20 protein-coding genes are annotated in these 21,322 nt (G+C 62.3%); 13 read left to right on the forward strand and 7 right to left on the reverse strand.

Annotated elements, in window-relative coordinates:
- Positions 1-86 precede the first annotated feature (86 nt).
- Together AB4O09_RS06435 and AB4O09_RS06440 are read right to left on the reverse strand one after the other, a co-directional pair.
- A complete protein-coding gene (locus tag AB4O09_RS06435; RefSeq protein WP_003205388.1) occupies positions 87-1,100 on the reverse strand; it encodes a sensor domain-containing diguanylate cyclase in 1,014 nt (337 codons plus the stop codon).
- A gap of 149 nt (positions 1,101-1,249) precedes the next feature.
- A complete protein-coding gene (locus AB4O09_RS06440) occupies positions 1,250-2,167 on the reverse strand; it encodes a LysR family transcriptional regulator (protein WP_003205387.1) in 918 nt (305 codons plus the stop codon).
- Between the two features lie 99 nt (positions 2,168-2,266).
- On the opposite strand from AB4O09_RS06440, the gene AB4O09_RS06445 reads away from it, so the two are divergent.
- On the forward strand, positions 2,267-3,442 hold the full coding sequence (locus tag AB4O09_RS06445) for an aspartate aminotransferase family protein (RefSeq protein WP_003205386.1): 1,176 nt from the start codon (positions 2,267-2,269) through the stop codon (positions 3,440-3,442).
- A 152-nt stretch (positions 3,443-3,594) separates the two neighbouring features.
- Positions 3,595-4,329, forward strand: coding sequence for an OmpA family protein (locus AB4O09_RS06450; RefSeq protein ID WP_003205385.1), 735 nt, complete (start codon positions 3,595-3,597; stop codon positions 4,327-4,329).
- A gap of 224 nt (positions 4,330-4,553) precedes the next feature.
- On the opposite strand, the gene ehuA is transcribed toward AB4O09_RS06450, so the two are convergent.
- From ehuA to ehuB, 4 genes are all read right to left on the reverse strand, one after another.
- A complete protein-coding gene (gene ehuA / locus AB4O09_RS06455; protein ID WP_027911433.1) occupies positions 4,554-5,348 on the reverse strand; it encodes an ectoine/hydroxyectoine ABC transporter ATP-binding protein EhuA in 795 nt (264 codons plus the stop codon).
- A 74-nt stretch (positions 5,349-5,422) separates the two neighbouring features.
- The gene (gene ehuD, locus AB4O09_RS06460; protein WP_003205383.1) at positions 5,423-6,079 is read right to left on the reverse strand and encodes an ectoine/hydroxyectoine ABC transporter permease subunit EhuD; all 657 of its coding nucleotides are present in this window, start codon (positions 6,077-6,079) and stop codon (positions 5,423-5,425) included.
- On the reverse strand, positions 6,076-6,735 hold the full coding sequence (ehuC, locus tag AB4O09_RS06465) for an ectoine/hydroxyectoine ABC transporter permease subunit EhuC (RefSeq protein ID WP_003205382.1): 660 nt from the start codon (positions 6,733-6,735) through the stop codon (positions 6,076-6,078). Before ehuC ends, ehuD begins: the two co-directional genes overlap by 4 nt.
- An 84-nt stretch (positions 6,736-6,819) precedes the next feature.
- Positions 6,820-7,674, reverse strand: a complete 855-nt coding sequence (gene ehuB / locus AB4O09_RS06470; protein ID WP_003205381.1) for an ectoine/hydroxyectoine ABC transporter substrate-binding protein EhuB — start codon at positions 7,672-7,674, stop codon at positions 6,820-6,822.
- A gap of 290 nt (positions 7,675-7,964) precedes the next feature.
- Here ehuB and ehuR point away from each other — a divergent pair, with 290 nt between their 5' ends.
- The 8 genes from ehuR (at position 7,965) to AB4O09_RS06510 (ending at position 17,304) form a co-directional block, all read left to right on the forward strand.
- Positions 7,965-9,359, forward strand: coding sequence for a MocR-like ectoine utilization transcription factor EhuR (ehuR, locus tag AB4O09_RS06475; protein WP_027911431.1), 1,395 nt, complete (start codon positions 7,965-7,967; stop codon positions 9,357-9,359).
- A 144-nt stretch (positions 9,360-9,503) separates the two neighbouring features.
- Positions 9,504-10,475 (forward strand): hydroxyectoine utilization dehydratase EutB, encoded by a 972-nt coding sequence (gene eutB, locus AB4O09_RS06480; protein ID WP_003205379.1) that lies wholly within the window; start codon positions 9,504-9,506, stop codon positions 10,473-10,475.
- Positions 10,476-10,496: 21 nt separating this feature from the next.
- Positions 10,497-11,489 carry a cyclodeaminase gene (locus tag AB4O09_RS06485; RefSeq protein ID WP_043042277.1) on the forward strand — a complete coding sequence of 331 codons (993 nt, stop codon included), beginning with the start codon at positions 10,497-10,499 and terminating at the stop codon, positions 11,487-11,489.
- 42 nt (positions 11,490-11,531) lie between these two features.
- Entirely contained in the window at positions 11,532-12,722 is a 1,191-nt protein-coding gene (gene doeA / locus AB4O09_RS06490) for an ectoine hydrolase DoeA (RefSeq protein ID WP_053163286.1), read from the forward strand.
- A gap of 3 nt (positions 12,723-12,725) precedes the next feature.
- Positions 12,726-13,727: a N(2)-acetyl-L-2,4-diaminobutanoate deacetylase DoeB gene (gene doeB, locus AB4O09_RS06495; protein WP_003205376.1), complete on the forward strand. Its 1,002-nt coding sequence runs from the start codon at positions 12,726-12,728 to the stop codon at positions 13,725-13,727.
- A gap of 97 nt (positions 13,728-13,824) precedes the next feature.
- Positions 13,825-14,304 (forward strand): Lrp/AsnC family transcriptional regulator, encoded by a 480-nt coding sequence (locus tag AB4O09_RS06500; protein WP_003205375.1) that lies wholly within the window; start codon positions 13,825-13,827, stop codon positions 14,302-14,304.
- Positions 14,305-14,434: 130 nt separating this feature from the next.
- Complete coding sequence (locus AB4O09_RS06505; protein ID WP_028236655.1) at positions 14,435-15,922, forward strand: NAD-dependent succinate-semialdehyde dehydrogenase; 1,488 nt, start codon at positions 14,435-14,437, stop codon at positions 15,920-15,922.
- Positions 15,919-17,304 (forward strand): aspartate aminotransferase family protein, encoded by a 1,386-nt coding sequence (locus tag AB4O09_RS06510; protein WP_053163282.1) that lies wholly within the window; start codon positions 15,919-15,921, stop codon positions 17,302-17,304. The genes AB4O09_RS06505 and AB4O09_RS06510 overlap by 4 nt, the downstream gene beginning before the upstream one ends.
- Before the next feature lie 177 nt (positions 17,305-17,481).
- On the opposite strand, the gene AB4O09_RS06515 is transcribed toward AB4O09_RS06510, so the two are convergent.
- Complete coding sequence (locus tag AB4O09_RS06515; RefSeq protein ID WP_003205372.1) at positions 17,482-17,919, reverse strand: Z-ring associated ZapG family protein; 438 nt, start codon at positions 17,917-17,919, stop codon at positions 17,482-17,484.
- Between the two features lie 147 nt (positions 17,920-18,066).
- On the opposite strand from AB4O09_RS06515, the gene AB4O09_RS06520 reads away from it, so the two are divergent.
- The 3 genes from AB4O09_RS06520 to zapE all read left to right on the forward strand — a co-directional run bounded on the left by AB4O09_RS06520 (position 18,067) and on the right by zapE (position 21,273).
- Complete coding sequence (locus AB4O09_RS06520) at positions 18,067-18,696, forward strand: alpha/beta hydrolase (RefSeq protein ID WP_003205371.1); 630 nt, start codon at positions 18,067-18,069, stop codon at positions 18,694-18,696.
- 24 nt (positions 18,697-18,720) lie between these two features.
- Positions 18,721-20,076 carry a tryptophan--tRNA ligase gene (locus AB4O09_RS06525; protein ID WP_028236657.1) on the forward strand — a complete coding sequence of 452 codons (1,356 nt, stop codon included), beginning with the start codon at positions 18,721-18,723 and terminating at the stop codon, positions 20,074-20,076.
- Positions 20,077-20,178: 102 nt separating this feature from the next.
- The gene (zapE, locus tag AB4O09_RS06530; protein ID WP_003205369.1) at positions 20,179-21,273 is read left to right on the forward strand and encodes a cell division protein ZapE; all 1,095 of its coding nucleotides are present in this window, start codon (positions 20,179-20,181) and stop codon (positions 21,271-21,273) included.
- Positions 21,274-21,322: the final 49 nt, after the last annotated feature.

The following is a 21,322-nucleotide window of genomic DNA, read 5'->3' on the forward strand; positions in this document are numbered from 1 at the left end:
AAAGCCTGATTGCTAGGGATACAGCCTATGACCGTTGGCAGCGCCTCATGTCTGCATTCTTTTTTGCCTTCGGGCCTGGGCTCGGTTCATTCACAAATCACATTCTTGCCCGACATCTTGGAGCGATACAGCGCCTGGTCCGCCCGGTGCAGCAACACGGCGTGCTGTTCATCCTCGAGTCGCTGCACCACGCCAAAACTCATGGTGATCTGGAAGTCGCCCACCGGCAGCAGGTCGGACAGACCCCGGCGAATGCTCTCAGCCAGCAGGCGGGCGTCGGCCAGGGTGGTGTTGGGCAAGATCATGATGAATTCGTCACCGCCCCAGCGAACCAGCAAGTCGCCGCCGCGCTCGCAGCGCTTGACGCTCTGCACCACTTGTATCAACGCTGCGTCGCCAAAGGCGTGGCCGTAGCGATCGTTGATGTCCTTGAAATCATCCACGTCCATGGCGATCAGCGATAACGGCTCGCGAAAACGCTGCGCGCGCTCACAGGCCAGCGGCAGCGCCTGGTCCAGGCGATAACGGTTGGCGACCCGGGTCAGGGCGTCGGTTTCGGCAAGCTTGCGGTTTTCGTCGAGCTGGATCTGCAACTGATGGTTGACCCGGGACAGTTCGCGGGTGCGTTCTTCGATGACGGCTTCCAGGGATTTGTTGCGCCGTTCCAGTTGTTCGAACAGGCGTTTCTTGTCATCGATACTGCGATGGGCGCCGATCATGCGCGCCACCGTGCCGTCCGGGTTACGGGCGATCACGTAGCCGCGATCCTCGATCCAGATGTAGGAACCGTCGTGGGTGCGGCAGCGGTATTCGGCTTGGTAGACGTGGGATCGGTGTTCCAGGTAGTCGTCGAACAACGCCATGACCCGTGGATAGTCATCCGGGTGGATCACGCTCTCCCAGGTCAGCACGGTGTTGTCCAGTGAATGAGGCTGGTAGCCAAGCATCGTGTACCAGCCGGGGTTGCGGTAGACGAAGCCGGTGTTGGCATTCCAGTCCCAGATGCCATCGCTGACCAGTTCCAGGATGGTGTGCAGTACGCCTTCGTCCAGATCGGACAGGTCGAACCGCAGCATATCGATGTTCGAGGCATCTCCCATCGTCGTTCCCTCAATCAGCCTTGATATCAAAATGCTCGTCCAAGGAGGAAGAGTAGCTGATGGGGGGCGGGGTCACTAGCGGGGTAGCGACGTACAGCCAAGCCAGGGCACGCTTTTGTGGCGAGGGGATAAATCCCCTCGCCACAACATCATTCGGCTGGTGTTGGGGGTTTGCCCCATTTCTCCAGCGCGAACTCGACAAAACTGCGCAGCTTCGGCAAACGGTAGCGATCCTGCGCGTACATGAGGCTCATTGGGCGATGGGGCAATTGGTAGCCCTGCAACAACGTCACCAGGTGTCCATCCTTCAGGTCCTGTGCCACCAGCGCATCGGGCAGCATGACCACGCCCATCCCGGCCAGGGCGGCGCGATGCAGGCCCGAGGAACTGTTGATCAGCATCGGCCCGTTCACCGGGACCTTGATCTCGCCCTCCGGCCCGTTGATCGGCCAGTGATCCTGGGCGAAGCGCCATTCGTCTGCTGCCGAATAGGCGAACGACAGGCAGTCGTGCTGCTGCAGGTCCGTGGGTTTTTCCGGTGTGCCGCGCCGAGCCAGGTAGGCAGGGGAGGCGCAGATGGTCAGGGTGTAGTCCATCAATGGCCGGGCAATCAGTTTCGGGTCGGGATGGCCGAGGCGGATGGCGACGTCGAATCCATGTTCGAGCAGGTCCAACCGCTGATTGGTCAGCACCACGTCGAGCTTGACTTGAGCGAAGCGCTGGCTGAATTCGGCCAGCGCCGGTGCGAGGCGCTCGGAGCCGAAGGTCAGTGGCGCGGTGATGCGCAAGGTGCCGGTGGGCTCGCCCTGGGTCTGCTCGGCCAGGCGCTCGGAATCGGCCACCAGCCCGAGCACTTCCAGGCAGCGTTGGTAGTAGGCCGAGCCGAACTCGGTCAGGCGCTGGCGCCGCGTCGTACGGTTGATCAGGCGCACGCCGAGACGTTGCTCCAGTGCACGAAGATGATTGCCCACCATGGTGGTGGACATTTCGCATACCTGGGCCGCCGCCGTCAGGCTTCCGGTTTCTACCACCTTCACGTAAACGGTCATCGCCTGGAACAAGTCCATTATCAAGCTCAGCTTTTAAATGATTGAAGTAAAGCGGAGTTTATCCAGCCTTGGTGGCTAACCATACTGGAAAAAACCAACCAAATGGAGCTTGATGCCATGACCGCTGCCTGCCTGATGACCACTTACCAACCCCTGGCGCTGAGTTTCACCCATGGTTTGGGTACGCGCCTGTGGGACCAGGACGGCCGCGAATACCTTGATGCGGTGGCGGGCGTGGCAGTGACCAATGTCGGCCACTCCCACCCGCGGTTGGTGGCCGCCATCAGCGAGCAGGCCGGCCTGCTGTTGCACACGTCGAACCTGTACAGCATCGATTGGCAACAGCGCCTGGCGCAAAAGCTCACTCAGCTGTCGGGGCTGGAGCGGGCGTTTTTCAACAACTCAGGCGCCGAGGCCAACGAAACCGCACTGAAACTGGCGCGCCTCCATGGTTGGCATAAAGGCATTGAGCAGCCATTGGTGGTGGTCATGGATAATGCGTTCCACGGGCGCACATTGGGCACGATGTCCGCCAGTGACGGTCCGTCCGTGCGGCTGGGATACAACCGCTTGCCGGGGGATTTCATCAAGGTGCCGTTCGGCGATCTGGCGGCGTTGGAAGCGATCCAGCAGGCTCATGCCGAGCGCATCGTCGCAGTACTGGTGGAACCGATCCAGGGCGAAAGTGGTGTGCAACTCGCCCCGCCGGGTTATCTCAAGGCCCTGCGGGAACTGTGCACCCGGCGCGCCTGGTTGTTGATGCTCGACGAGATCCAGACCGGCATCGGTCGCACTGGCCAATGGTTCGCGTTCCAGCACGAGGGCATCGTGCCGGACGTCATGACCCTCGCCAAAGGCTTGGGCAACGGCGTGCCCATTGGGGCCTGCCTGGCAAGGGGCAAGGCGGCTGAACTGTTTACCCCTGGCAGCCATGGCAGCACCTTTGGCGGTAATCCACTGGCCTGTCGGGTCGGCTGCACGGTGCTGGAGATCATTGAGCAACAAGCGCTGGTGGACAACGCCAGGCATCAGGGCGAACAGTTGCTGAGCCGGCTGCGCACCGAGTTGGCGGACAACCCGAATGTCCTGGCGATTCGCGGCCAGGGGTTGATGATCGGCATCGAACTCAAGCAGCCGGTTCGCGACCTGGCCCTGCGCGCCGCCCGGGACCACGGCCTGCTGATCAATATCACTCGGGGCCAGACCATCCGCCTGCTGCCGCCGTTGACGATCGATGGGCGGGAAGTGGAGATGATTGTCCGGGGTGTAAGCCGCTGTCTGGCGCAGGGGTGAGGGGCGTTCGCCCGGACGCCGGTTTCTTATCGGTCAGCCGGGCGAAGCACAACGCAGCGCGACGGAATTTTTAACGATTGCCGCGTTCCAACGCCTGCCAGAGTCGATTGCCTACACTTTGGCATTCAGACTGAAAACCCAGGAGCATCTTCATGTTCACCTCGCGTCGCTTGATCGTTGTCGCAACTGCTGTGGCCCTGTTGTCCGGCTGTGCGTCGCCTAACCCCTACGACAACCAGGGCCAGGCCTCTACCGAATCTTCGGGCATGAGCAAAACCGCCAAGTATGGCGGCCTCGGTGCACTGGCGGGGGCGTTGGCCGGTGCGGCCATCGGTCACGATAACCGGGGCAAGGGGGCGTTGATCGGTGCAGCGGTGGTGGGGGCTTCCGCGGCCGGTTACGGCTACTACGCCGACCAGCAGGAAAAGAAGCTGCGTGCGAGCATGGCCAATACCGGCGTTGAAGTGCAGCGCCAGGGCGACCAGATCAAGCTGATCATGCCGGGCAACATCACCTTCGCCACCGACTCGGCGAACATCGCGTCCAGCTTCTACCAGCCGCTGAACAACCTGGCCAACTCCCTCAAGGAGTTCAACCAGAACCAGATTGAAATCGTCGGCTACACCGACAGCACCGGCAGCCGCCAGCACAACATGGACCTGTCCCAGCGTCGTGCGCAGAGCGTGGCGACCTACCTGACGTCCCAGGGCGTGAGCGGTGCCAACCTGTCGGCCCGTGGCGCCGGCCCGGACAACCCGGTGGCCAGCAACGCCGACGTCAATGGCCGTGCGCAAAACCGTCGTGTCGAGGTCAACCTCAAGGCCATTCCCGGCCAGCAGTACCAGGCACCGGCACAGCAGGGCCAGACTTACCAGCAATACCCATAACGGCTGGGCGGCAAATGAAACGGGGGCTCTGGAAACAGGGCCCCCGTTTTTTTATGGTTGTCAGTTTCTATCCGCCTGATGCCGCCACTTGTGGCGAGGGGATTTGTGGGAGCAAAGCTTGCTCGCGAAACAGGCGCCTCGATTTTCTGAAAGACCGCATCGCTTTCATCGCGGGCAAGCCTTGCTCCCACAAGTCTCCTCGCCCAAAGGTGTTCACAAGGGGATCAATTCGCCTCTTTTACCGCACTCAAGAACGCACACGTACGCTCCTGCTGCGGGTTCTCGAAGATCTGCGCCGGGGTGCCCTGTTCGTGGATCTGCCCTTTGTAGAAGAAACACACCCGGTCGGCGAACTCCCGGGCGAAGCCCATCTGGTGGGTCACCATCAGCATCGTCAGGTTGTGTTCGGCCCCCAGTTTGCGGATCACATTCAGCACTTCGCCGCACAGCTCCGGGTCGAGCGCCGAGGTCACTTCGTCAAACAGCATCACCTTGGGCCGCATCGCCAGCGCCCGGGCGATCGCCACCCGCTGTTGCTGGCCGCCGGACAACTGCGACGGGTAATGGTCGAGCTTATTGCCCAGCCCTACCAGCTCCAACAAGTCGGCGGCGCGCTCCCGGGCTTCTTTCGGGTTCATGCCCAGCACCTGCACCGGCGCCTCGATCACGTTCTGCAGCGCGGTCATGTGGGGAAACAGGTTGAAACTCTGGAACACCATGCCGATCTTGCCGCGCACCCGGCGGATGTGTCGGTCGTTGGCCGGCACCAGCACGCCGTTGCGGTTGGGCATGTGGGTCAGGGAGTCATCCTCGACGCGGATCTGGCCTTGGTCGATACCTTCCAGGGTCATCAACACCCGCAGCAGCGTGGACTTGCCCGAGCCGCTGGGGCCGATGATCGCGACCTTTTCACCGGGGGCGACATCCAGGTTCAGATGGTCGAGCACGGTGAAGCTGCCATAGCTTTTGGTCACGTCCTGGAAACTCACGATCGGCCGGGACGTTGTTGGATCTTGCATGGCCGGGGCCTCCTGCTGCGACGCCAGCGTGCTGCGCCGGGACAAGTCGGTGGGCGTGGACAGAGGTAAAGTCATTAGCGTAGCTCCATGCGCGTTTCAAGGCGCCGTACCAGATAAGCCAGGGCAAGGCTCAGGGCGAGGAAGAACAGGCCGACCATGGTGATCGGTTCCAGGTAGCGGAAATTCTCGGAACCGATGTTCTTGGCCTGCTGCATGATTTCCACCACGGTGATCGCCGACAGCACCGGCGTGTCCTTGAGCATTGCCACCAGGTAATTGCCCAGCGGCGGCACGATCGGACGCAGCGCCTGGGGCAGGATGATGTTGCGGTAGGCGTCGTACGGCGCGATGTTCAGTGCCGTCACCGCTTCCCACTGCGCCCGCGGCACCGCATCCAGACCACTGCGATAGACCTCGGCGATGTAGCAGGCGTAGTGCAAGCCGATGCCGAGGATGCCAACCTGCATGGCCGTCAGGCTCAAGCCGTAGTTGGGCAGCACGTAGTAGAGGAAATACACCTGGATCAGCAGCGGTGTGCTGCGGATGAACTCGATCACCGCGGTGGCCGGCCACGATAGCCAGAATTTGCGACTGCGCCGGCCAATCGCCAGGAACAATCCCAGGACAATCGCGATCAGGAAACCGATCAGGGTAATGCCCACGGTGTTGAGGGAGGCGCGCAGCAGGTCCGGCAGGATTTGTGCGGCATAGGACCAGTCGAACAGCGTCATGACAGACCTCCACGCATCCGGCCCCGGCTCAGTCGTCGTTCGATGTGGCGCATGCCGAAGTTGATGGCCTGGGCGAGGATGAAATACATCACCAGGGCCAGGCTGAAGATCTCCAGGGTCTGGAAGGTCGCCTGATCCAACTGCCGCGCCCGGAAACTCAGGTCCGACAAGGTGATCAGCGACACCAGCGAGGTGTTCTTCAGCAGCTCGATCAACAGGTTGGTGCCCGGTGGAATCGCCGCCAGCAACGCCTGCGGCAGGATGATCCGCTTGAAGCGCGTAAAACCGCTGAAGTTCAACGCCGTGCAGGCTTCGTATTGGCCCTTGGCAACCGAACTGATGGCGCCGCGCATCACTTCCGCACCGTAGGCGCCGATGTGCAGGCCCAGGCCGACAATCGCCACGGCGTAAGGGCTCAGCTCAACGTTGAAGGGTGGCAGCGGCAGCACGAAGAACAGCCAGAACAATTGCACCAGCAGCGAGGTGCCACGGAACACTTCGATGTAGGTGATGGAAAACCAGCGCAACGCTCGCCACGGCGAGAGTCGCCCGAGGGCTGCCAGCACCGCCGCGACGATGGCCAGCAGCGAGCCGAAGAAGGTCACCTGGAGCGTGACCCAGGCCCCCTGTATCAATAACGGAAGTAATTCGCCCATGGTTCAACCCAATGTCCGGTGAAGCAGGGAACAGGCATCACGCACCGTGCGTCATGCCCGTTTCGGCACGCCAGTTTTTGGCGACTACTGAGCGCAGAGCTCGGCCGCGGTCTTGCTGGTCACGTTGGATTTGTCGAACCCGAATGGCGCGACCGTCTTGAGATGCTCTTCGGAGCCCAGCCACTTTTTCAGCTCGGCATTGACCGCATCGCGCAAGTCTTTGTCTTCGGGGCGGAAGGCCAGGGCGCCGTAGCCGATGTGGGACGGGTCGTCCTTGAATTCGGTCATCGCTTCCACCTTGTCGCCACCCTTGCTGGCCAGGCCTTTCATGGTCAGTTGGGTGCCGACGGCAGCGTCCGCGCGTCCGGCGCGCACGGCTTGTAATTGTGCGGTGGTGTCGGGCACCTGGAGGATCTGGTCGTCCTTGACCCCGGAGTCGCGGGCATAAGCCAGGTTCACCGTGCCGGCCATGATTGCCAGTTTCACATCCGGTTGCTTGGCGATGTCTTCATAGCTGTGGAGTTTTTTCGGATTGCCCTTGGCCACGAGCAAGGCATCGGGCAACTGGTACTGCGGATCGGTGAACAACACTTGCTTGCAGCGCGCCGGGGTGATGTACATGCCGGCGGCGATGACATCGAAACGGCCGGCCCGCAGGCCTGGAATCAATGAGCCCCATTCGGTGAGCACGCCATTGACCTGCTTGATGCCCATCTTGGCGAAGATGATCTTGGCGATCTCCGGCGACTCACCGGTAACGTTGCCGTCGGTTTCGGTGAAGGCAAACGGGGTTTCGTTGGCATAGCCGATCCGGATGCTGCTGTTGCTTTTGATCGTATCCAGGGTGGCCGCTTGAACGCTGCCGGCCAGGCCCAGTACGGCACAGGTCAACAAGAGCCGACGCAAGGGCGCACCGGTGCTGGGAAGAAAATTGCTCATCAATAAAATCTCCTGTTTCTTGTGGATCCGTCGTTTGACGGCTCTGTGGTAGGAGGCAGTGTTACAAGAGCAAAGCGTACAGCGGCGGATCCTGGCGTGGCCTGGAATCGGGAACGGCGCCGGTACAGGTCGATCCGGCTTTTTGTCAGGGCGATGAGCCCGCCTGGGTGACGACCTTGGACCGAGCATACAAAAGCCCCGGCATCGATTGTATTGCACTAGGACAATTGCTTTGCCGCGATGGTCGCGCAATGCTGTGCGCACCCCTACACACGCCGGTTGCAGCTGTCATGGATAAGTGGAAGTCAGCCTTGGACCTCGCCCGCAGCGGTGAATCCAAATACAAGATTCTGGTGCAGGCCATTGCCGACGATATCGAACAGGGCACCCTGGCCAATGACCAGCGCCTGCCGCCGCAACGGCAGGTAGCTGACGCCATGGGTATCAGCGTGCAGACCGTCACCAACGCCTATAAGGAGTTGGAGCGCCAGGGACTGGTGCGCTGTGAGGTCGGGCGTGGCAGTTTCGTCTCGCGGCGCATGAGCGACCGGGTGGCGACGTACATTCTCGACAGTCCCGAGCGAGCGCTGGTGGATTTTTCCATCACCCGCATCCTCCACACCCGCGAGCATGACCAGGCCTGGCGTGATACCTGCGCGGCGCTGAGCACTGAAGAGGATCAGCCGTGGATTCATGCGTTTCGCCCCATCGCCGGTTTTGAATCCCATCGCGAAGCGGCGGCGCAGTGGATCGGCCGGCAAGGGCTGAAAGTCGACCGTAACGATGTGCTGATCACCAACGGCGCGGCCCACGGGATTTTCCTGGCTCTCGCTTCGCTGGCGGGCCCTGATGACGTGGTGCTCTGCGAAGGCTTGACCGACCACGGCGTGATCGGCAATTCCCAGGTGCTGGGCTTCACCCTCAAGGGCCTGGAGATGGACCGCTATGGCATCGACCCCGAACATTTCGAAGACATGTGCAGCAACGAGCGCATCACGGCGCTGGTGTGCACGCCGAACCTGAACAACCCCACCACCAGCCTGATGCCCGACGCCCGCCGCCGGGAAATCGCCGAGATTGCCCGGCGCTTCGGTGTGCACATTATTGAAGACGATGTGTACGGCCCGCTGCTGGACGACCGCCGGGCGCCGCCCATCAGCCATTACCTGCCGGAGCTGTCTTTCTACTGCACGAGCATGACCAAGTCGGTGCTCACGGGCCTGCGCACCGGTTATCTGGTGGTGCCCAAGCGCCTGGCCCTGCGCACCGAGAGCATCCTGCGGGTCAACAGTTGGATGGCCACGCCCATGGTCTCGGAGATCGCCACCCGCTGGATTCGCGATGGACGCGCCGAGTCGCTGGTGCAATTGCAACGTCAACTGCTGGCCGGGCGCCAGGCGATGGTCACCGAGTACATGGGCGAACATCTACTGGGCCAGCACCCGCATGCCTTGAGTGCCTGGGTCGGTATCCCGTCCCATTGGGAAGTGGACAGCCTGGTGCGGGCGCTGCGGCACAAGCACATCGCCGTGACCTCGCCCGATCCGTTCACCGTCCGCGGCACCCCCAGGCCCCGCGCGGTGCGGGTCTGCGTCGGTGCCGAATGCAGTGACGAAGAAATGCGCCATGCGCTGATCGGCATGCGGCAGATCTTCAACCAGTACCCGCAGATTCATGATTTCTGATGCCCCACACTGCAGTTCCCACAGGGGATTTGTGAGGGGCTTGGGATGGGGGTTCAAGTAATCGATCTAAATTGCCCTAGTACATTCATCACCACAATCCAGCCCTCTTAGACTGCGCCCAACACATCCGCTCGGGACGCAGTCATGACAGGGTTGCAGCTTCAGGACATTTACCTCGCTCGCCAGCGCATCGAGTCGCAGGTCAGGCGTACGCCCATGGAGCATTCCCCGAGTTTGTCGCGGTTGATGGGTGTTGAGGTGTACCTCAAGCTTGAGGCGCTGCAAATCACCGGCAGCTTCAAGCTGCGCGGGGCGAGCAATGCCGTCGCGCAACTTAGTTCCGAGCAAAAGGCCCGAGGCGTGGTCACCGCGTCGACGGGTAATCATGGTCGAGCGCTGGCCCATGCCGCGTCACAGCAGGGCGTCAAGGCGATGGTCTGCCTGTCGAACCTGGTGCCGGCCAACAAGGTGCAGGCGATCCGCGACCTGGGCGCCGAGGTGTGCATCGTCGGCCAGTCCCAGGACGATGCCCAGCGCGAGGCCGAGCGCATCGCCCGGGAGCAGGGCGCGACCTTTTTGCCGCCCTTCGATCACCCTGCGATCATCGCCGGGCAGGGCACCCTCGGCCTGGAGATCCTCGAGCAGCAACCGGAGGTGGCCCAGGTCCTGGTGCCGTTGTCCGGTGGCGGCCTGTTCGCCGGAGTTGCCCTGGCCCTCAAAAGTGCCAACCCAGCGATTCAAGTCCACGGCATCAGCATGGCCCGAGGTGCCGCGATGCACGCCAGCCTCGCCGCCGGGCAGCCCGTGGACATCGAGGAACTGCCGACGCTGGCCGACTCCCTTGGTGGCGGCATCGGCCTGGACAACCGCTACACCTTCGCCATGACCCGGCAACTGAGCGATGACGTACATCTGCTCTCGGAAGCCTCTATCGCCAATGCCATCCGCCACGCCTATCACCACGAACGCCTGGTGCTCGAAGGCGCTGCCGTGGTGGGCATCGCGGCGCTGCTCGACGGCCTGATCGAGCCGCGCGGCCCCATTGTCCTGGTGGTCAGCGGGCGCAACGTCGACACCGAACACCATGCCCGCGTGATCGCTGGCGCCAACGCCTGATAACCCCTAACGGAGCCTGTCATGAGTGAAGTCACCCTATTGAGCGAAGCCGACCTGCGCAGTTGCGTGGCCCTCGATCTGGCCAGCATCGACGCCATCGAACAGGCTTTCGTGCTGCTGGCCACCGCCGCCGTGGCGATGCCGCCGATCCTGCGCTTGGACATTCCCGAGCACAACGGTGAAGTGGATGTGAAGACCGCTTACCTGCCGGGCCTGGATCGCTTCGCCATCAAGGTCAGCCCGGGCTTCTTCGATAACCCCAAGCTCGGCCTGCCCAGCCTCAACGGCATGATGATGCTGCTCTCGGCACGCACCGGCCTGCTGGAGGCCCTGCTGCTGGACAACGGGTACCTCACCGCTGTGCGCACCGCTGCGGCGGGTGCGGTGGCGGCGCGTTGCCTGTCTCGCGAGGAGAGCCGCAGCGTCGCGCTGATCGGAGCCGGTGAGCAGGCGGCGTTGCAGCTTCAGGCGTTGCGCCTGGTGCGGCCCATCGACGATGTGCGGGTCTGGGCGCGCGATGCGCAAAAGGCCAAGGCGTTCAGTCAGGAGCTGGCGCGTGACACCGGGCTTGCCGTCTCGCCATGCGCCTCCATTGACGATGCCCTGGAAGGCGTGGACATCGCCATCACCTGCACACCCAGTCGCGAGCCGTTGATCCAAGCCCGCCATTTGCATCCTGGCCTGCACATCACGGCGATGGGCTCGGACGCCGAACACAAGAACGAAATTTCCCCGCAAGCCCTGGCGGCCGTCGACTGCTATGTCGCCGATCGTCTGAGCCAGACCCGCGTGCTTGGCGAGCTGCACCACGCCTTGCTGGCCGGCACCGTTCGCGATGAGTTGGCCTTGCTGGAACTGGGCCAGGTGTTGTCGGGGCAACGGGTCGGTCGCACCCGCGAGGCGCAAGTCACCCTGTGCGACCTCACCGGCACCGGTGCCCAGGACACCGCCATCGCCAACCTGGCGTTCGAGCGGGCGCGGGCGGCGGGCAAGGGATTCGCGTTCGGTCGCTAAAGCATTTTTTATTCGTGCGTCATTTGAACAGAGGGCAGATGGATGTCTGAGATCGTCGTCAATCTTCCGTTTAAACGGGAGGAATACACCCAACGCCTGGCGAAGGTTCGCGCCGCCATGCAGGCCCAGGGCCTGGAGCTGCTGTTGGTCACCGACCCGTCGAACATGGCCTGGCTCACCGGCTATGACGGTTGGTCGTTCTATGTGCACCAGTGCGTGCTGCTGGCACTGGAGGGCGAACCCGTGTGGTTCGGTCGTGGCCAGGATGCCAACGGTGCCAAGCGCACGGTGTTCATGCAGGCCGACAACATCGTCGGCTACCCGGACATCTACGTGCAGTCCCGCGAGCGCCACCCCATGGACTACCTGTCCCGCGAGGTGATCATCGCCCGTGGCTGGGGCGCGCTGACCATCGGCGTGGAGATGGACAACTATTACTTCAGCGCCGCCGCGTACCTGTCGCTGCAAAAGCATTTGCCCCAGGCAAAACTGGTTGACGCGGTGGGCCTGGTGAACTGGCAGCGAGCGGTCAAGTCGCCCCAGGAAATCGCCTACATGCGCATCGCCGCGCGCATCGTCGAGAACATGCACAGCCGGATCCTGGAACGCATCGAACCGGGCATGCGCAAGAACGAACTGGTGGCCGAGATTTACAGCAGCGGCATCCTCGGTGCCGACGGCCATGGCGGCGACTACCCGGCCATCGTGCCGCTGTTGCCCACCGGGGCCGACGCCAGTGCGCCGCACCTGACCTGGGACGATTCACCCTTCGAAAAGGGCGCCGGCACCTTCTTTGAAATCGCCGGTTGCTACAAGCGTTACCACTGCCCGTTGTCGCGCACCATATACCTGGGCAAGCCGCCGCAACATTTCCTCGACGGCGAAAAAGCCGTGGTCGAGGGCATCGCCGCCGGCCTGGACGCAGCCAAGCCGGGCAACACCACTGGCGACATCGCCGTGGCGTTTTTCAAGGTGCTGGAGAAATTCGGCATTCACAAGGACAGCCGTTGCGGCTACCCCATCGGGATCAGTTATCCGCCGGATTGGGGCGAGCGCACCATGAGCCTGCGCCCCGGCGACAACAGCGTGTTGCAGCCGGGCATGACCTTCCACTTCATGCCGGGGCTGTGGATGGACGATTGGGGCCTGGAAATCACCGAAAGCATCCTGATCACCGAGACCGGCGTCGAGACGCTGTGCAACGTGCCTCGTCAATTGTTCGTGAAGGATTGAGCCATGCCCGATCTGCCTAATAATCCCATCAGCGCCACGGTCGACTTCACCCGCGAGGGCGTGCAGCACGGCTTTCTCAAGCTGCCGTATTCGCGGGACGATTCGGCCTGGGGCGCGGTGATGATTCCCATCACGGTCATCCAGCGCGGCAGCGGCCCGACGGCGCTGCTCAGCGGTGGCAACCACGGCGATGAATACGAAGGTCCGGTGGCCCTGAGCAAACTGGCGCAGCAACTGACGGCTGAAGAGGTGAGCGGGAGGGTGATCATCGTGCCGTTCATGAACACCCCGGCCTTCCACGCCGGACGCCGGACTTCGCCCATCGACAAGGGCAACCTGAACCGCAGTTTTCCCGGCAGGCCGGACGGCACCGTTACCGAGAAAATCGCCGACTATTTCAATCGCACCCTGCTGCCCTTGGCCGACATTGTCCTGGACATTCATTCCGGCGGCCGGACCCTGGATTTCCTGCCGTTTGCCGCCTGCCACGTGTTGCCGGACAAACAGCAGCAAGCGCGCTGCGAGGCCGGGATGCTGGCGTTCAACGCGCCGTATTGCATGCGCATGCTGGAGCTGGACGCCGGGGCGATGTACGACACGGCGGCCGAGTCCCAAGGCAAGGTGTTCGTCACCACCGAGTTGGGCGGCGGCGGTTCGTCGACCGCCCGTAGCGTGGCGATTGCCGAGCGTGGGGTACGCAACCTGTTGATCCACGCCGGCATCCTGCGGGGCACGATCGAGTTGCAGCCATCGCTGGTGCTCGACATGCCGGACGCCAGTTGTTTCATCGCCAGCGAACACGACGGCCTGCTGGAAATGTGCCGCGACCTGGGGGAACACGTGACCCGGGGTGAGGTGGTAGCGCGCATCTACGACGCCACCCGCAGCGGCGTCGCCCCGGTCGAATACCGCGCCGCCCGCAGCGGCCTGCTGGCGGCCCGGCACTTTCCCGGGTTGGTGCAGTGTGGCGATACCTTGGCGGTGATTGCGGATGTGTTGGCTTAGGTCAGATGGAACACAGAACCTGTGGCGAGGGGATAAATCCCCTCGCCACAATTGATGTATGTCTGGAAGTTTTATGTAACCACCCGGAGCCCGGCCCATGCACAAGCTCGATCGCTACGATCTCAAGATCCTGCAAATCCTCGCCGAGGACGGGCGGATTACCAAGTCGAGCCTGGCCGAGGCCATCAACCTGTCGGTGACGCCGGCCTGGGAACGGGTGCGCAAGCTCGAAGCAGCAGGCCTGATCATCGGCTACCGGGCGCAGATCGATTGGGGCGCGGTGTTCAAGCGTCAGCAGGTGCTGGTGGAAATCACCCTGGCCCGGCACACCGCCCAGGACATGCGCCGTTTCGAGCAACGCATGATCGCCGCGCCAGAAGTGGCGTTCTGTTACGCCACGGGCGGCGGCGTGGATTACCTAGCGATGATCCAGGCGCCGGACGTCGATGCCTACCAGCGTTTCGTCGACCAACTGCTGCTCGAAGACCTTGGCATCGAACGCTACTTCACCTACATCGTCACCAAGACCATCAAGACCGCCGGTGCCTTGCCGGCGGAGCTGGCCGAGCCGTCCTGAGCACCGCAGAAAACCCGGTTTACCGCCCTCGATTCAGAAAAAAACCAGGGTTTGACCCACGGTAAACCCCCAATTCCCCCAGCGCCGCTGCCCTAGCATGGATTCACGCACACGCTCTGGAGTGAACGTCATGCCTTACCAACATCCGCTGCTGTTCAAAGCGCTTTGCTACATCGACGGCCATTGGGTCCACAGCGACAGCGGTCACAGTGTGGCCGTCCACAACCCTGCCACCCGCACAGTCATCGGCCATGTGCCGATGCTGGATCAGCCGCAGATCGTCGCGGCGGTGGACGCGGCGCATCGTGCATTCCCGGCGTGGCGTGAGCAGAGCCTGGAGACCCGGGGCGCGTTGCTGCGGCGCTGGGCGGCATTGATCGTCGAACACAGCGAAGACCTCGCCCACATTCTCAGCCTGGAGCAGGGCAAGCCATTGGCCGAGTCCCGTGGCGAAATCGCCTACGCTGCCAGCTTCATCCCGTGGTTCGCCGAGCAAGCCCGGCGCCTGTACGGTCAGAACATCCCCAGCCATATCCCGAATGCGCACCTGGGTACGATCAAGGAACCGGTGGGCGTCTGCGCGCTGCTCACACCGTGGAATTTCCCGTCGGCGATGATCACCCGCAAGGCCGCCGCTGCCCTGGCCGCCGGTTGCACCGTGGTGATCAAGCCGGCCCACGAAACGCCTTACTCGGCCTTGGCGCTGGCGCAATTGGCCGAGGAAGCCGGTTTTCCCGCCGGGGTCTTCAACGTGGTATTGGGCGAGCCGCAAATGGCCATGGAAACCCTGGTCAAGGATCGTCGCGTACGCTCAGTGAGCTTCACCGGTTCGACCCGGGTGGGCAAGCTGGTGTTGCAGACGGCAGCCCATGACGTGAAGAAAGTCGCACTGGAACTGGGCGGCAACGCGCCGTTCATTGTCTGCGCCGATGCCGACCTGGCCTTGGCGGTAAAAGTCGCCGTGGAGGCGAAATTCCAGACCTCGGGGCAGGACTGCTGTGCGGCTAACCGGATCATGGTGCAGCGCTCGGTGTACCAGGCGTTCCTCAGTCGTTTCGCCGCTGCGGTGCGCGCCTTGCGCGTCGGGCCGGCAATGGTCGATCAACAGGAGCAGGACGTGGAGGTCGGGCCGTTGATGCATCAGGCGGCATTCGATGCGACCGCTGACCGCATCGCCGATGCCCTGGCCCTTGGCGCTCAACGCCTGGTGGGCGGTGAGGCCCATGCCTTGGGCGGGTTGTTTTATCAACCCACGGTGCTGGCCGACGTCACGCCGCAGATGCGCATCTACCGTGAAGAAAACTTCGCGCCCATTGCCGGGGTGATGCCGTTCGACACCCTGGACGAAGCCATCGAAATGGCCAACGACACCGAGTATGGGTTGGCGGCCTATATTTGTTCCAATCGCCTGGACCTCATTTATCCGCTGATCCGCCGTCTCGACCACGCCATGGTCGCGGTCAACGGCGTCAAGTTCACCGGCCACCCGATTCCCTTCGGTGGCATGAAAGCCTCGGGCCTCGGTCGCGAGGGTGGCAGCGAGGGCTTCGAGCCCTTTGTCGAAACCAAATATTTTTGCCTGCACCATCAAGGCCAGTTCCCAGGAGAGCCCGCATGAGCCAAGAACTCAACACGCTGTTCGAACAAGACCGTGCGCATTTCATGCACCCCTCGACCCACGCCCACGACCACGCCAGCGGCGCGCTCAAGGGCCGGATCATCAAGAGTGCGTCAGGCATTCGCATTCGCGACCATGAAGGCCGTGAGTTCATCGATGCCTTTGCCGGCCTCTACTGCGTGAACATCGGTTACGGCCGCACCGAGGTAGCCGACGCCATCTATAAACAGGCCAAGGAACTGGCCTACTACCACACCTACGTCGGCCATTCGAGCGAAGCGATCATCGAGCTGTCCAGTCGCATCATGGACTGGGCGCCGGAAGGGATGAAGAAGGTCTACTACGGTTTGTCCGGCTCCGATGCCAACGAAACCCAGGTCAAGCTGGTGCGCTACTACAACAACGTACTGGGCCGGCCTCTGAAGAAGAAAATCATTTCACGGGACCGTGGCTACCATGGCTCGGGCATCATGACCGGCAGCCTCACTGGGCTTGCGACCTTCCACCAGCATTTCGACCTGCCGGTCGAAGGGGTCAAGCACACCGTGTGCCCACACTGGTATCGCAAGGCCCCGACGGGCATGGATGAAGCGGCCTTCGTCCGGTATTGCGCCGATGAGCTGGAAAAAATGATCCTCGCCGAAGGCCCGGATACCGTGGCGGCGTTCATTGGCGAACCGTTGATGGGCACCGGGGGCATCATCGTTCCCCCTGCCGGTTATTGGGATGCGATCCAGGCCGTGCTGAAAAAATACGACGTGCTGCTGATTGCCGATGAAGTGGTCTGCGCGTTCGGCCGCCTGGGTTCGAAGATGGGCTGCCAGCGCTACGGCATGAAGCCGGACCTGATCACCACCGCCAAAGGCCTGACCAGTGCCTATGCGCCCCTGTCAGCGGTGATCATCGGGGAAAAGGTCTGGAGCGTGATTGAAAAAGCCTCCCAGGCCGAAGGGGCCATGGGCCATGGCTGGACCTATTCCGGGCACCCGATTTGCGCGGCGGCGGCACTGGCGAACCTCGACATTCTTGAACGGGAAAACCTCACGGCCAACGCCGAGGACGTGGGTGGCTACCTGAATCGTCGCCTGCGTGAAACCCTTGAAGGTCATCCGTTGGTGGGAGAGGTGCGTGGTGACGGCATGCTGGCGGCGGTGGAGTTCATGGCCGACCGTGAACAGCGCACGGCATTCGACCCAGCACTGAAAGTCGGCCCGAAGGTCTCGGCCGCCTGCCTGGAACGCGGCATGATCGCCCGTGCCATGCCCCACGGCGACATCCTGGGCTTCGCCCCGCCACTGATCCTGACTCGCGAGGATGCGGACCTGATCGTCGACATCACCAAAGGGGCTATCGATCAGGTGGCGGGTGAGGTGTTGGCTTAAGCCCGCTTTAAATGTGGGAGCGAGCCTGCTCGCGATAGCGGTCTGCCTGAGACGGTAATGTTGGATGTGCTGGCCTCATCGCGAGCAGGCTCGCTCCCACAGGGGGGATTTTCCTGAGGCAATAAAAAAGCCCGCCCGATCATGTGATCGGGCGGGCTTTTGGTTGTGGCTTGGCGATTACTTCTTCAAACCGTAATGCTCATCGAGCATGCCGGGTGAATTCGGGGCCTTGGGGGCGTAGTCCCGCGGCGGTTCCTGGATCCCTTTCGGTGGGGTCAGGCGTTCCCGTGGAGTCTGTGCCGCATCGGCTTGCAGGGCGGCCAGCAGGCGCTGGCGAGTCTGCTCGTCCAGGGCCAGGCGATTGGCACCCTCGGACAAATGATCCTGGACGTCCTGGTAGCTCTGGGTGAGTTTTTTCACCAGAGAAGCGGTGCTGTTGAAGTGAGTGACCACTTCATTCTGATAACTGTCGAAACGTTCCTGGATGTCGTCCAGCTGACGTTGCGTGCTGTTGGGCACCGCGTTGGGCAGCAGTCGGGCAAGCAGGAATCCAATGGCGACACCGGCAACCAGGGCAAGAGTCGGCAACAACCAAACTAAGAGCGAGTGTTCCACGAGTCCTTCCTCTATAAACGGCTTTGCTTTACGTTAACGGCTCGGACCTGCGCTGTATACCGCGAAGAACATCGCAATCATGCCAGGCACAGACTTTAGCTAGACGAGTCGACCCAATTCGAGGTCACGGAGTTCTTTCCCTTGCTTATGCGCGAAACCCCTGTAGTCATCGATGGCCCGGTGGGCCAACTGGAAGCCTTGTACCTGGACAACGAGGCCCCCCGTGGCCTGGCGCTGATCTGCCACCCGAACCCGGTGCAGGGCGGGACCATGCTCAACAAAGTGGTCTCGACCCTGCAACGCACTGCCCGCGATGCTGGCCTGGTTACGTTGCGTTTCAATTATCGTGGCGTGGGGGCCAGTGCCGGCAGTCACGACATGGGCACTGGCGAAGTGGATGACGCCCAGGCGGTCGCCCAATGGCTGCGGGAAAAATACCCGCAATTGCCCCTGACCCTGTTCGGTTTTTCCTTTGGCGGCTTTGTCGCCGCCAGCCTGGGCGGGCGCCTGGAAGCCCAGGGTCAACCGGTCAAGCACCTGTTCATGGTGGCCCCGGCGGTAATGCGCCTGGACGAGCAGTCGCCCTTGCCGATGAGCGGCGAGTTGACGGTGATCCAGCCGGAAACCGACGAAGTGGTCGATCCGCAACTGGTTTACGAATGGTCCGACACGCTCCAACGTCCCCATGAGCTGCTGAAAGTGGCAGAATGCGGACACTTTTTTCATGGCAAGCTGACCGATCTCAAGGATCTGATCCTGCCGCGCCTCTCGAATTGACAGCAGTCTGACAAGCGATAACCCATGACGACGCGTACCCGTATCCTGACCGGCATCACCACCACCGGCACCCCGCACCTGGGCAACTATGCCGGCGCCATCCGTCCGGCGATCCTCGCCAGCCGCGACAGCAACGCCGATTCGTTCTACTTCCTGGCCGACTACCACGCCCTGATCAAGTGCGATGACCCGCTGCGTATCCAGCGTTCGCGCCTGGAAATCGCCGCCACGTGGCTGGCCGGCGGCCTGGATGTGGACCGCGTGACGTTCTATCGCCAGTCCGATATTCCCGAGATCCCGGAGCTGACCTGGCTGCTGACCTGCGTCGCCGCCAAGGGCCTGCTCAACCGTGCCCACGCCTACAAGGCGTCGGTGGACAAGAACGTCGAGGCCGGTGAAGACCCGGACGCCGGCATCACCATGGGGCTGTACAGCTACCCGGTTTTGATGGCCGCCGATATCCTGATGTTCAACGCCCACAAGGTGCCGGTCGGTCGCGACCAGATCCAGCACGTGGAAATGGCCCGCGACATCGGTCAGCGCTTCAATCATCTGTTCGGCCAGGGCAAGGAGTTCTTCACCATGCCCGAGGCGCTGATCGAGGAAAGCGTCGCCACGTTGCCGGGCCTCGATGGCCGCAAGATGTCCAAGAGCTATGACAACACCATCCCGTTGTTCAGCAGCGCCAAGGACATGAAGGACGCGATCTCGCGGATCGTTACCGACTCGCGTGCCCCGGGCGAAGCCAAGGATCCGGACAATTCGCACCTGTTCACCCTGTTCCAGGCCTTCGCCACTGCCGAACAGTCCGCCGAGTTCCACAGCGAACTGCTGCAAGGCCTGGGTTGGGGCGAAGCCAAGAACCGCCTGTTCCAACTGCTCGACAGCGAGCTGGGTGAAGCGCGCGAGCGTTATCACCAGTTCATCGAGCGTCCATCGGACCTTGAAGACATCCTGCAACTGGGCGCGAAAAAAGCCCGGGCCGTGGCGACGCCGTTCCTCAACGAACTGCGCGAGGCCGTTGGCCTGCGTTCGTTTGTCAGCCAGGTCCAGGTGGCCGCCAGCACCAAGAAAAAAGCCGCCAAGGCAGCACGCTTCGTCAGCTTCCGCGAAGACGACGGCAGTTTCCGCTTCCGTCTACTGGCCGCCGACGGCGAGCAACTGTTGCTGTCGAACAATTTTGCCGACGGCAAGACCGCAGGGCAGGTGACCAAGCAATTGCAGTCCGGCCAGCCCTTGGACTTACGCAGCGACGACCTGAGTTTCAGCGTCTGGCTCGAAGGCGAGTGCGTGGCGAACAGCCCGGCCTTCGCCAACAGCGCCGCCCGGGATGCAGCCATCGATGCGTTGCGCGTTGCCCTGACGCCTGCCCAGGACTGATCCGGGCACGTCACCCGACCATCGGCCCGAATAAGGGCCGATTGCCATTCCTCTGGGCCGTCGCTACAGTGACGGCCCGTTTTTGTTGCCTTGCTAACGAATATGACGCCCCTAGAACGATATCAAGCTGATCTGAAACGCCCGGAGTTCTTCCACGACGCAGCCCAGGAAACGGCGGTGCGGCATTTGCAACGCCTGTACGACGACCTGGTCGCGGCGGCGAACAACAAGCCCGGCCTGTTGGGCAAACTGTTCGGCAAAAAAGACCAGACACCGGTCAAGGGCCTGTATTTCTGGGGCGGCGTGGGCCGTGGCAAGACCTACCTGGTGGACACCTTCTTCGAAGCGTTGCCGTTCAAGGAGAAGACACGGACGCACTTCCACCGCTTCATGAAGCGCGTGCACGAGGAAATGAAGACCCTGGGCGGCGAGAAGAACCCGCTGACCATCATCGCCAAGCGTTTTTCCGACGAGACCCGGGTGATCTGCTTCGATGAGTTCTTCGTTTCCGACATCACCGACGCCATGATCCTCGGCACCTTGATGGAAGAGCTGTTCAAGAACGGCGTGACCCTGGTCGCCACCTCGAACATCGTGCCGGACGGCCTGTACAAGGACGGCCTGCAGCGGGCGCGTTTCCTGCCGGCCATCGCGCTGATCAAGGAACACACTGAAATCGTCAACGTCGACAGCGGCGTCGACTACCGCCTGCGTCACCTCGAACAAGCGGAGCTGTTCCACTTCCCGTTGGATGCCGCTGCCCAGGAGAGCCTGCGCAAGAGCTTCCGCGCCCTGACGCCGGAATGCACCCAGGCTGTGGAAAATGATGTATTGGTCATCGAAAATCGCGAAATCCGCGCTGTGCGTACGTGCGATGACGTGGCCTGGTTCGACTTTCGCGAACTGTGCGACGGCCCTCGCAGCCAGAACGACTACATCGAACTGGGCAAGATCTTCCACGCCGTGCTGCTGAGCAACGTCGAGCAGATGAGCGTCACCACCGACGACATCGCCCGTCGCTTCATCAACATGGTCGACGAGTTCTACGACCGTAACGTGAAGCTGATCATTTCGGCCGAAGTCGAACTCAAGGACCTCTACACCGGCGGTCGCCTGACCTTCGAATTCCAGCGGACCTTGAGTCGCTTGCTGGAGATGCAGTCCCACGAATTCCTGGCGCGGGCGCATAAGCCGTAGGGGATTCGGAGCACAAAAAAGGGCCTGCGATTGCGGGCCTTTTTGGTAT

Source organism: Pseudomonas sp. H1_F01 (assembly GCF_054681425.1).